Annotated in this window: 10 protein-coding genes; 6 read left to right on the forward strand and 4 right to left on the reverse strand. The window is 67.6% G+C overall.

Going from position 1 to position 12181, the window contains the following annotated elements; translation table 11 throughout:
* Positions 1-42 precede the first annotated feature (42 nt).
* Positions 43-429: a DoxX family protein gene (locus tag CH276_RS08565; protein ID WP_032398310.1), complete on the forward strand. Its 387-nt coding sequence runs from the start codon at positions 43-45 to the stop codon at positions 427-429.
* Here CH276_RS08565 and CH276_RS08570 read toward each other — a convergent pair.
* The 4 genes from CH276_RS08570 to CH276_RS08585 form a co-directional block, all read right to left on the reverse strand.
* Entirely contained in the window at positions 392-3805 is a 3414-nt protein-coding gene (locus CH276_RS08570; protein WP_094632479.1) for an ATP-dependent helicase, read from the reverse strand. The two genes, CH276_RS08565 and CH276_RS08570, sit on opposite strands and share 38 nt — an antisense overlap.
* Positions 3802-7119, reverse strand: coding sequence for an ATP-dependent helicase (locus tag CH276_RS08575; RefSeq protein WP_094632481.1), 3318 nt, complete (start codon positions 7117-7119; stop codon positions 3802-3804). Before CH276_RS08575 ends, CH276_RS08570 begins: the two co-directional genes overlap by 4 nt.
* Before the next feature lie 64 nt (positions 7120-7183).
* Positions 7184-7828 (reverse strand): response regulator, encoded by a 645-nt coding sequence (locus CH276_RS08580; protein ID WP_094632483.1) that lies wholly within the window; start codon positions 7826-7828, stop codon positions 7184-7186.
* Positions 7825-8946 (reverse strand): sensor histidine kinase, encoded by a 1122-nt coding sequence (locus CH276_RS08585; protein WP_176459169.1) that lies wholly within the window; start codon positions 8944-8946, stop codon positions 7825-7827. The genes CH276_RS08580 and CH276_RS08585 overlap by 4 nt, the downstream gene beginning before the upstream one ends.
* 136 nt (positions 8947-9082) lie before the next feature.
* Here CH276_RS08585 and CH276_RS08590 point away from each other — a divergent pair, with 136 nt between their 5' ends.
* From CH276_RS08590 to CH276_RS08610, 5 genes are read left to right on the forward strand one after another with little or no spacing between them, the layout of a single operon-like run.
* Positions 9083-9814 (forward strand): ABC transporter ATP-binding protein, encoded by a 732-nt coding sequence (locus CH276_RS08590; protein ID WP_094632533.1) that lies wholly within the window; start codon positions 9083-9085, stop codon positions 9812-9814.
* Positions 9811-10587 carry an ABC transporter permease gene (locus CH276_RS08595; protein WP_094632487.1) on the forward strand — a complete coding sequence of 259 codons (777 nt, stop codon included), beginning with the start codon at positions 9811-9813 and terminating at the stop codon, positions 10585-10587. Before CH276_RS08590 ends, CH276_RS08595 begins: the two co-directional genes overlap by 4 nt.
* Positions 10588-10610: 23 nt before the next feature.
* Complete coding sequence (locus tag CH276_RS08600) at positions 10611-11387, forward strand: alpha/beta hydrolase (RefSeq protein ID WP_094632535.1); 777 nt, start codon at positions 10611-10613, stop codon at positions 11385-11387.
* Positions 11388-11729 carry an MGMT family protein gene (locus tag CH276_RS08605; RefSeq protein ID WP_094632489.1) on the forward strand — a complete coding sequence of 114 codons (342 nt, stop codon included), beginning with the start codon at positions 11388-11390 and terminating at the stop codon, positions 11727-11729. It begins immediately after the preceding gene.
* Complete coding sequence (locus CH276_RS08610; RefSeq protein WP_045195734.1) at positions 11726-12172, forward strand: PaaI family thioesterase; 447 nt, start codon at positions 11726-11728, stop codon at positions 12170-12172. The genes CH276_RS08605 and CH276_RS08610 overlap by 4 nt, the downstream gene beginning before the upstream one ends.
* The last annotated feature ends 9 nt before the right edge of the window (positions 12173-12181 follow it).

The raw sequence follows: 12181 nt of genomic DNA on the forward strand, positions 1-12181 counted from the left end.
AGGCTTCTGTGCCGACGACGCCGGGTGTGGCACGGTATGGGCATGACACAGAGATCGAGTCAGGCGGCCGCACTGCGCCTCGCCGGACTGCTCGCCGGAGCCGGAGTTCTGCACTTCGCCACCCCGAAGTTCTTCGATGCCCAGGTACCGACGGCCCTGCCCGGCTCGGCGCGGACCTACACGCAGGTCTCCGGCGTTGCCGAACTCGCCGTGGCCGCAACGCTTGCCGCACCGCGGACCCGTCGACTGGGCGGTGCACTCGCGGCCGCGCTGTTCGTCGTGGTCTTCCCCGCCAACATCAACCTGGCATGGAAGTACGTGCAGAGCCCGAAGACCTCGCCGGCTCTCAAAGCAGCGATGATCGCCCGACTGCCGATGCAGATTCCACTGGTCACCGAGGCTCTGAAGGCTCGTCGGAACGCACCGTGACCCCCGGTTGCTCGGGCCCGGCCGGGCCTTCCAGGAGTTGGGCCAATTCTGTTGCGTCCGGAAGGTTTTCGGGCGAAATGGTGTGACCACTGCGCACGTAGTGGAACGCCGCGCGCACTCGATCGAGCGGTACCGGTTCGCTGCGCCCGATCGACATCAGCTCGGCCCACGCCAGCCGGTAGGCCGCGAGCTGCATCGCCACCGCCCGCTGCTCCGACGCCGTCGGCTCGGCACCGGTTTTCCAGTCGACGACGGTCCACCCGCCGTCGGGGTCTGCGAACACGGCGTCGATACGTCCTCGCAGCACCGTTCCCGCCACGGACGTCTCGAACGGCACCTCCACTTCGACGGGACTGCGGAGCGACCACTCCGAGTCGAGAAACGCCTGCTGGAGGGTTTCCAGGTCCACGTCGGCCGAGGCTCCGGTGTCGGCCGACCCCGGCAGTTCGTCCAGGTCGAGCAGTCGGGTCGCACCGAAGCGCCGCTCGATCCAGGCGTGGAACGCGGTTCCTCTGCGGGCCAACGGGTTCGGCGGGAACGGCAGCGGCCTGCGTAGGCGCGACGCCAACGCGTCGGGGTCGGCCGCGAGGTCCACCAGCTGTGTCACCGACAGGTTGCCGGGCAGAGCCACGTCGACTCCTGCGACCGATCTCGCGGCCCGCTCGGCCAGCAGAGTGTCGACGTCCGCGGCCCAGTTCTCGGGGTCCTCCCGAATTCGACCATCGGTGCCGTCGTCTTCGCTCGGTGTGGCCGAGATGTCTGCCAACGCGCGCAGCACTTCGTGCACGCCGCTCTCGATCGCTCCTCGTCGTGGACCGAGTGGATCGCGCGGCCAGGACGCGGTGTGCGGCACGGCCCCGAGTGGGTTCGACGCCCCGTCCTCCGGGGCCGAGGCCCACTGCTCGATCACCGCGATGTCGGCGAACTCCTCGACGTGCGTGTGCAACTCGTCGAGAAATTCCGACGGCCCACGCGGCTTCGTGGCGCTCTCGTCCCAGTGATGCGCGGATACCAGCAGCACCCGTTCGGTTCGGGTGAGTGCCACGTAGAACAGTCGGCGATCCTCGGCGAGCCGACGCCTCGCCAACGCATCCTTGTGACTCTTGACTGCGTCCTCCAGGTCCTTGCGATTGTGGAGCCCGTCGAGTTCGAGGACCGGAACCCCTTCCGAGCCTTCGCCGTCGAGCGCGCGGTCACCGCGCAGAGACGGCGGCAGCTCGGCCATCGCCCCGAGCCAGGTCGAGGAGGCGTTCGAGGAGGGGAACACACCCTTGGCCACGTGCGGGACCGCCACCACCTCCCATTCGAGGCCTTTCGCGGAATGAACGGTGAGCACCTGCACGCGATGGGGAGCGACCTCGACCTCACCGGGGGCGAGGCCGTCCTCGACCGTCTCCGCGGCGGCGAGGAACGACAGGAATCCGGTGACCGTGGCGGTCGGATTGTCGGCGTAATCGGCCACCACATGGGCGAATTCGTCGAGATGTTCACGACCGACCGCGCCGTCGGTGCCGAACGGCGTGCGAGCCTGAGCCTCGACACCGATACCCATGATCCGCTCGATGTCGCCGACCAACTCCGTCAGAGGTTGACCGATTCGGTCGCGAAGCAGGTGGAGCTCGCCTGCCAGGGCGACGATCCGGCGGTGCCCCACCTCCGAGTACCGCTCGGCCGGACCGGGATCGGCTATCGCGTCGGCCAGACCGGCCTGCTCCGACTGCTCGCCGGGCAGAGCGCTACCGAGCGCCGCCTCGAGCGCCTGTGGGTCGTCGACGCGTCCGCTGGTGCCGTAGCCGCCGCGGATCTCGAGCTCTCGGGCGCGCTGGGAGAGTGCCCGCAGATCCGTCGGCCCGATCTGCCACCGAGAGCCGGTGAGGATGCGCATCGCCGAGCTACCGGCAGTGGGGTCGGCCACCAGTCGCAGCATCGCGATGATGTCGGCCACCTCGGGAACGTGCAGCAATCCACCGAGCCCGACGACCTCCACCGGTAGTCCGCGGCTGCGCAGCACCTCCGCGATCGGCTCGGCGTCGGCGTTGCGGCGCACCAGAACCGCGGCGGTGGGCGGCATGCGATCCTGCTCGAGAGCGGAGCGGTACTCCCCCGCGATCCGGTCCGCGATCCACTCTCGTTCGTCCAGCACGGTGTCGGTGACGGCCAGGCGAACATCACCGGGAACCGCACCGGGGCGAGCCCGCAAAGTCGGCACCGGCACGCCGACGCGACGCAGTGGGTCGGTGATCAGGTTGGCCAGCGTCAAGGCCTCGGGCGGATTTCGCCAGCTGGTGAGCAGCTCGAGCCGAGGTGCGGGGCTTCCGTCGGCATTCGGAAAATCGGTGGCGAACCGCGGCAGATTCGCTGCCGATGCGCCGCGCCACCCGTAGATCGACTGCATCGGGTCGCCGACGGCGGTCAGGGCCAACTGCGGGTCGCTGCCGGAACCGAACAGAGACGACAGCAGCACACGCTGAGCGTGTCCGGTGTCCTGATACTCGTCGAGCAAGACGAGCCGGAACCGTTGCCTCTCGGCGATTCCCACCTCGGCATGCTCGGCGGCGACCCGCGCCGCCATCGACATCTGCGAGCCGAAATCCAGTGCGCCCTCGCGACGCAGAGTCTGCGCAAGCCGTTCCACCAACGGCAGCAACCCGATTCGTTGATGCTGCGCGTCGAGAATGTTCAGCAACTCCTTGGTGGGCCCGCCGCGTTGTCGTGGCCCCGGCCCGAGAGTGTGCACCAGTTTCTCCAGCTCCACGTGCGCGTGGCGCAGATCCTCGGGATCGACCAGATGCTCGGCCAATTGACCGGAAAGCGCGAGTACGGCCTCGGTCACCGACGTGGGGTTGCGGTCGGTGTCCAGGTCGCCGTCCCAGGTACTGACGACACGGTGGGCCAGCTGCCACAGTTCGGTTTCCGAGAGCAGTGTCGCGGATGGTTCGATCGGCAACAGCAAGCCGTGCTCGGTGAGCAGGCGGCCTGCATAGGAGTGGTAAGTGCTCACTTCCGGCTCGGCACCGAGGATTCGCTCGCGCAGCGCCAGACTCGGATCGAGTGCACGCACCAGATCGGATCCGGCCAGCCGAGCCAGCCGAGCTCTGATCCGAGAGATCAACTGCTGTGCGGCTTTTCGAGTGAAGGTCAGACCCAGAACCTGGTCGGGGTCGACGAAACCGTTGGCCACCATCCACACCACGCGGGCCGCCATGGTCTCGGTCTTGCCCGCACCTGCTCCCGCGACGACGAGCGTCGGGCCGGGCGGGGCGGCGATCACGGCGGCCTGTTCGTCGGTCGGTGGATGCTTCTGCCCGAGCGCCCGGGCGAGCTCGACCGGCGACACCAGCACCGAACCGGTCCGTGTCTTCGTCGATGTCGTCATTGCTCGGTCACCTGCCTACCCGTCTCGTGTGCCGGACAACTGGACTTGACCGGGCAGTGCCTGCACCCGTCGTTGACACGCGCCTCGAACGTCGGTCCCTGCGTCGCCGATGCGGCCTGGTGCACGGTGTCTCGCCACTCCTCGAGCTTCTCCGGTGTCGGCACGTCCTGGACGCGCTGCGTCGCCCCGTCCTTGTTGTGAGGCTTGGCCACGAACACCAGCCGCGCTCCGCCGGGCTCGCCCGCAGGCTCGCCCTCGATCGCACCGGCTGCTGCGGCGACCTGGTAGGTGGCCAGCTGATGGTGGCCCTGGGCATCCTCCTTGGACATCACGGTCTTGGCCGTCTTGACGTCGATGATCACCGGCCGGCCGTCCGAGTCGTGCTCGAGTCGGTCGATGCGGCCACGCAACGCCACCGCCGGTTCGTCCTCCGACCGAGCGTCGAGTATGCCGTCGACGCGCACTTCGACTCCGGCCTCGGTGAGCTCGCCTCGACTGCCCTGCAGCCAGGTCTCGAAGGTCTCGAGCATCGCCCCGGTTCGGTCGAGCTCGTGTCGCGAGTACCACTGCGATCCGAGATCGACTGCATCCCAGGCTGTTTCGAGAGCACGACGGAGTTGCTCCGGTGGTATCCGACCGGCCACTGCCTGGACGAGAGTGTGCACGAGCGTGCCGGTGACCGCATGGGTGTTGGTGCCGTCGTTGCCGCCGTGACGTTCGAACATCCACCGCAGCGGACAGGTGGTGAGTTGTTCCACCGTGGACGGCGACAGCGGCACCGGACCGTCGCCGAGCTGCCACAACGGCGCGTCGGTACTGGGCCCTGCCACCCCGAACCACTCGTCGGGATGGGCACCTCGAACACCGGCGTCGGCGAGAGTGGCCAGATGCCGGGCCGCTCGGGCTCGCTTGTCCGGATCCTGCTCGGCGACAACCGGATCGCACACCACACTCCGCAGTTCGGCCACCAGCATCGGCAGCGCCAACACTCGGTGTGCGGTCTCGGGCCCGGGGAGCTCGGGTACGAGATCCGACTCACCTCCCGCGTCGACGCCGCGGAGTTCGTCCACGAATCGCGACCGGACCAGATCGGCATCTCCGGTACTGGAATCGACGGCGGTGACGAGCAAGGTCGATCGGGCGCGACTGCACGCCACCAGAAACAGGGTGCGCTCCTCGGCCAGCAACGGTGTCGACTTCGACAGTCGCCCGTCGAGCGCCGCGGCCGCGTCGACCTTGCCGGACGCGAGGTCGACCAAGGTGTCGGTGCCCAGGAGACTGCCGCGTGACCGCAGACCCGGCCACAGCCCTTCCTGCACGCCGGCAACCGCGACGAGCTCCCATTCCCGACCCGCGGCAGAATGCGCGCTCAGCAGCGTCACCGCGTCGGCCCGAACCGTGGCGCGGTGTGAGTTGAGAGTGGGGATCTCCTGCTTCGCAATGTAATCGAGAAATCCACCGATCTGCGCCCGGGGCAACCTGTCCACGTATGCCGCCGCCGCGTCGAACAACGCCACCACCGCATCCAGGTCGCGGTCGGCCTGAGCACCGGCCGAGCCACCCCAGGCGGACGCCGCGGCCCACCGCCGCTCGAGTCCCGAAGCCTGCCACGCCGCCCACAACACGTCCTCGACACCGCGGCCCGCGCGGGCGAGAGCCCGCGCCTTCCGGATGACACCGAGGGCTCTGCGCAACGGGGCGGACTCGACGTCCGACAGTCCGTTCGTCCACCCGGCACTCCCCCGAGCGTCGTCGGTGAGTACGACTCTGAGCAGCTCCGCCGAGTCGCGCTCGCCGCCCGATGCGAGCTCGAGCCTGCGCACGCCGCGGCGCAGTCGCCGCAGACCCACCGGGTCGGCTCCGCCGATCGGCCCGGAGAGCAACGCGAGTGCATCTTCACCGTCGAAGCTCGGGTCGGAGATCGCCCGCAGTACCAGCAGGAGACCCACGGCCCCGTGCTGGCGGTGCAACGGTAGCTCCGAGGTCGGGGTGATCATGGGAACCCCTGCCCCGTGCAGCGCCCTACGCAACGGTGCGAGGGTGCGCGGTACCGACCGCACCACGATCGCCATCTCCGACCAGGGCATGCCGTCGATCAGGTGGGCCCGACGCATGGCGTCGGCGATGATCGCCGCCTCCTTCGCAGGCGAGGACACGACGTGCACCCGCGCTGCCGGCGCTCCGAATCGGGCCCTGCCCACCGGTTCGGGGCAGCGGTGGCGACCGAGGCCCGGCAATCTTCTCGCCACGATGTCGGTCAGCTCGGCGACCTCGGGCACGGAGCGGTAGTTGCGTGTGAGCACAACGCGGCGCGGCGAGCCCGCCTCGACCAGATCGGCCACGAAAGCGGGATCGGCGCCACGGAAAGTGAACACGGATTGATCGGGATCCCCGGCGACGACTGTCGATTCGGTGTCGGTGCCGATCAACCGAACCAGCTGCGCCGCTTGCGGATCGAGGTGCTGCGCGTCGTCGACGACGAGGTGCCGAATACGCGCGCGTTCGCTGCGCAACAGTTCGGGATCGGTGGCGAACGCCATGAGCGCGGCACCGATCAGCTCGGCGGCGTCCAGACCAGGAGCCGTGGCTCCCGCCGCCTCCACTCCCACAGCACCGCGCAGCAACATGGCCTGCTCGTATCGGGCAGCGAACCTCCCGACGGCGACCCACTCGGGCTTGCCGTGCTTGCGGCCGAGTTTGATCAGGTCTTCCGGTCCGATGCCGCGTTCGGCGGACCTGAGCATCATGTCTCGCACCGCAGTGACGAATCCCGCGGTGCCGAGGGCCGGACGCAGCCGCTCCGGCCAGTCGAGCGCCCCGTCCTCCAGATCGCCGCGCAGCATCTCGCGCACCACGGCGTCCTGCTCGGCACCGGTCAGCAATCGCGGTGGCGGATTGCCGTACAGCGAGGCCTGCAGCCGCAGCACCGCGAAGGCGTAGGAGTGCACCGTGCGCACCAACGGTTCACGCGTCGCCCGCAGTGCGTGATCGCCGCTGAACAGACCCGAGGTGATGACCTCGCGCACCGCGGTTGCCGCCCGTTTGGACTGGGTGAGTACCAGAACCGACTCCGGATCACCGGTGACGATGCGCGAGACCGCGTAATCGGCGACGAGCGAAGTCTTACCCGTGCCGGGACCACCCAGGATCTGCCATGGATTCCATCGCGGCGCACCCGACGCGGCCGCTGCTGCCGCGTCGGGAGTCGACGACAGCAGCCGAGCTGCCGAGCCGGTCCACTCCCGTGCCGGGCGAGCCACCTTGGGTGCACGGACGAGAGTGACCGTCGCGCCGTGTCTGCCGTCCGAGCTCATGACACAGATGCAATCACGAGCCACCGACAGACCGACCGTCGCCCGGACGGAGCCTTGGACACGTTCAGTCGAGCAGCCCGTCGCGCAGCGCACGCAGAACTGCGCTGGTTCTGTCGTTCGCACCGAGTTTGAGAATGGCCGAAGACATGTGGTTCTTGACGGTTCCCTCTGCCAGATGCAGTGCGTCGGCAATCGATCTGTTGGTGTACCCGCTTGCAACGAGCCGTAGGACGTCGATCTCGCGGGCCGTGAGGGTTTCGGCGACTCCGACGTCGCTCGCGCCGTGTTTTCCGGTCCGAAGAGCGTTCAGCAATCTTTGAGTAATGGCAGGTTGTGCCAAGGTGCGCCCTGCCGCGAGTTCACGTACGGCACCGCCGAGCCGCTCGAAGGTGACATCCTTGAGCAAATAACCCTTCGCACCCGCACGCAGTGCCCCGAGGACCAACTCGTCGTCGTCGAACGTCGTCAGCACCAGGACCGGAACCCTGATTCCTCTGTCCTGCAATGCCCGCAGCGTCCACAGTCCGTCGAACCGCGGCATGCGTAGATCGAGCAACACCACATCGGGAGGATCGAGTTCCATAGACGCGACCGCAGCAGCGCCGTCGTCCGCCTCACCGGTCACCTCGATGTCGGGGTCCAGTTCGAGAAGGCTGCGGATACCCTGCCGAACCAGAGTGTGGTCGTCGACGATCAAGACCGAGATCACGGTGCCGGCACCGTTGCATGGACCGCGAACCCGCGTTGGACCGAAAACGTGACCGTGCCGCCCAGTCCTTCGATGCGTTCTCGGATTCCTTTCAGACCGTGCCCCGGCTCGAAATCGGGCGACACCCGGCCGTCGTCGCGCACCGAGACCGACAGCGCACCGGTCGGATCCGACGTCACCTCTATCCACATCTCGTCGGCGTTCGCATGGCGAATTGTGTTGGTGATCATCTCCTGCACACAGCGCACCACCGCCAAGCCGCGAGCTTCGTCGACCCGCATCTCGGGATCGACCGTCAGATGCACAACAGGTTGGGGCAGCTGCGCAACCAGACGATCGAGTGACTCCCCCAGCACCGGAGTCCTGCTGCGCACCTCGCCGACGGTCGCACGGACGTCGGCGAGGAGGTCACGTGCGATGGTTCGAGCCCGAACGACATGCTCGCGCGCGGGCTCGGCGACCTGATGGGAGGCTACCTCTAGTTCCAGGCTCAGTGCTGTGAGTTGGTGACCGAGCACGTCGTGCAACTCTCGCGCGATTCTCAATCGCTCGTCGGCCCGGGAGGAATCGTCCAACAACGCACTGGCGGTGCGCAGTTCGGCGTGCGCGACCGCGAGTTCCCGACGCAACCGAGACTGCCGCAGCTGCGCGGTCACCGACAACGCACTGGCCACCTGCAGCGCTCCGTAGATCGACGCGATCAGGACGATCTCCGAGATCCGTCCACCCCGGATCGCGACCGACACCCCCACACAGCAGGTGTAGATCGCAACGATGACCGCCACCGCCGAGGCGGACACCCGATACACGGCGAACGTCGAGGTGAAGACCAGCAGAATGGGCAACCAGCCTGCAGTCGGGGCGGTCAGCACCAGAATCGGTGCCAGCACCACCTGGGAGCCAAAGCATGCGCGCACGGGACGATCCGGCAGCCGGTCTTCCCACCACATGCCCGCGGTCTGCGCGAGCAGGAAGGCCGCGAACAGTGCCGCCCAAACCGAACGTGGAACCGAGAGCTCGTCGGCGATCGAGCGATCGAAGACGACGAGAGCGCCCATCGCGACCGCGAGCGCGGACACGAACGCACCGGCCAGAACGTCGGGTCCGAGTCGTGTCATTCTGTCGACCCTATCTCCAGGTCCGCCCTCACACCCCTGCCGAAAGTCACGATCGCCATCGGTGACCATCGACACCTGTGCGCAGGCCAGGGCGGATCTAGCGTCGAGATCGACACCATCGAGAAGGGAACATCGGATGGCAGCGATCGACGTTCGAGACATCACCCAGCGCTATCGGGGGCGCACCGCCGTGAAAGGCGTCAGCCTCGCGATCGCCGAAGGCGAGACGCACGGCCTGCTCGGGCGCAACGGAGCCGGCAAGACAACCCTGGTCGAAATCGTTGCGGGCCTTCGTAAGCCGAGCTCGGGTTCCGTGCGAGTTCTGGGACTCGACTCCGTCGCCGATCGCGATCGTGTGCGAGCCGTTCTGGGGGTGCAGCTGCAGTCCAACGATCTTCACGCCTCGCTCACCGTCGCCGAACTGGTTGATCTGTTCGCCTCCTTCTACCGTCGACCTGCCGATCGAGGCGCTCTCGTCCGTGCGGTGGGCCTGCACGAGCATCGGCGGGTTCGGTACGAGCACTTGTCCGGAGGCCAGCAACAGCGGTTGTCAGTGGTCCTCGCCCTGATCGGTTCTCCTCGGGTCGTCGTGCTCGACGAGCTCACCACCGGACTCGATCCGGATGCCCGACGCACCGTGTGGCGACTGATCGAGGACCTCCGCGCAGACGGTGTCACCATCCTGTTGGTCAGCCATCATATGGACGAGGTACACCGCCTGTGCGATCGCATCACCGTCCTCGATCGCGGGGCCGTCGTGGCCACCGGCACACCGGAATCTCTGATCGCCGACGCCGGCCTCGGAGGCGACCACCGAGCCACACTGGAGGCCGCATTCCTGACGCTGATGGAACGGCATTCGGCATGACCGCGTACGACATCCACGCTGCACCTCGTCCGGGCCTGCGCGCCACCGGCGCACTGGTCGGGGCCGAAATGCGCATGGTCATCCGGGACACGGCCGGCCTGATCGTTCCCATCGCCCTCCCCGTGCTCGTACTGGTCATGAACGGCTCGGGTGCTTCGGCGGAGATCGTCGGTCCGGGCGCGATCACCGCGTTCGATCGGTTCGTGCTGCCGCTTACCCTGACCATGATCGTCGCCGTCGTCGGGATCGTGAACATGCCGAGCTTTCTAGCGCTGTATCGCAAGTCCGGCGTGCTGAAGCGACTGTCGACGACACCGATCCGACCGGCGCAGGTGTTGGCTGCGCAGGTGATCACCAGCGCCGTCCAAGCGACACTCGGAATCGGTATCGCTCTGTCCACCGGCACCCTGCTCTTCGGCATCACGCCACCGCACAACCCGATCCTGGTTGCGGCCATCGTGGTGCTCGGTGCCGCGGCGATGTACTCGCTGGGGATCGTGGTGGCTGCCGTCGCACCCACTGCGAACTCGGCCGTCGCGATCGGTCTGACTCTGTTCTTGGCTCTCGGTGCCACCGGCGGACTGTTCGGACCGGTCGCGGATCTACCTGGGCCTGTTGCGGTGGTCGGCGAGGTACTTCCTTTCGGTGCCACCGTCACTGCGCTTGGATCTGCCTGGGCCGGAACGCCTGTCGACATCGGCGGACCCATCGGGCTCGTGATCGCGGTCATTGCCGGAACCGCGTGCGCGATCCGGTTGTTTCGCTGGTCCTAGCGCGATGCGGCATAGTGGTCGACGTGCCCGAGTTGAATCTGCATACGTTCGGACCCGCAGACGGTCCCGAAATCCTTGCCGTCCACGGTGTGACCGGCCACGGTGCCCGCTGGTGGGATCTCGCCGAGAATCACCTGCCCGAGGCCCGAATTCTGGCTCCTGATCTGATCGGCCACGGCTATTCTCCGGCCACGCCGCCCTGGGACATCGACGCGCAGGTCACGGCTCTGAAGGCCGTGTTGGACGCCCACGCGCGCGGTCCGGTCGTGGTGCTCGGGCATTCGTACGGCGGCGCGTTGGCCGTCCATCTCGCACAGAGGTTCCCGGACGCGGTGCGGGCGCTGGTTCTGCTCGATCCCGCGATCGCTCTGCCGCCGGACGAGTTGCTCGAGGTGGCAGAGGCCACCGCGAAGTCCCCTGACTACACCGACGCCGACGAGGCGCGATCGGAGAAGATCCACGGGGCGTGGGCAGACGTGCCCACCGAATTGCTCGACCGCGAGGTCGCCGACCACCTGGTCCCCGCAGAAGGCGGAAAGGTTACGTGGCGAATGTCGATTCCGGCGATCGTCGCGACGTGGGGCGAGCTCGCTCGTCCGATCGTGGTCCCCGCCGAGAGCGTCCCGACCATCGTGGTTCGGGCCATGCGCGTCGAACCCCCTTATGTCACCGACGAATTCCTTGCTGCACTGCGAGAGAAACTCGGTGAGAACCTGCGTACCGTCGAGCTGGACTGCGATCACATGGTCGGCCAGGCCAAGCCGGTCGAGGTCGCCGAACTGGTGCGATCTGTGCTGTAGATGGCCCCGATCACCGAAGCCCAGGTCGAAAGGGTTCGCGCGCTGGTCGCGTCGATCCCCCCGGGATTCGTTGCCACCTACGGAGACATCGCGGCTGCCGCGGACCTGTCCAGCCCCCGCATCGTCGGCTGGATCATGCGCACCGATTCAGCGGACCTGCCCTGGCATCGAGTCCTCGGCGCGAGCGGAAAGCCGGCCCCGCACCTTGCCGCGAGACAGCTCGCCGCCCTGGCCGGCGAAGGCGTGCCGAGTCACGACGGGCGCGTGCCGTTGACCTCGATTCGGTTCGACTTCGGGGCGCTCCCACCCCCGACTGCGCCGACCACTAATCTCGGAGAATGAACATCAGGGACGCGTTCGAGCAGTTCGATCCACGCCCCACGGCGAAGTTCGCTCTGTCGAAGGCCAGCAGCTTCGTCGCGTCCGCCGGTCTCGTCGTCGACGAGGTCTCGGGCACCAGGGTTGCGGGGCACATCGATTTGACGGACGAGCACTTCACGCCGTGGGGCGTCGTCCACGGCGGCGTCTACACCACTGCCGTCGAGAGCGCCGCCAGCATCGGTGCCAGCGAGGCGGTCAAGGATCGCGGTGAATTCGCAGTCGGCGTACACAACGGCACCGACTTTCTGCGCGCCAGCAAGGGCGGTCGCGTCGACGTTGTCGCAGAACCGTTGCAGCAGGGCCGCGTTCAGCAACTGTGGCTGGTCACGATCACGGCCTCGGACAGCGGCAAGACCATTGCGCGAGGGCAGGTTCGCCTGCAGAACGTGCCGCTGCCGACATGACCGAGCTCG

Source organism: Rhodococcus sp. 06-470-2 (assembly GCF_002258235.1).
In the GTDB taxonomy this organism is placed as follows: Bacteria; Actinomycetota; Actinomycetes; order Mycobacteriales; family Mycobacteriaceae; genus Rhodococcoides.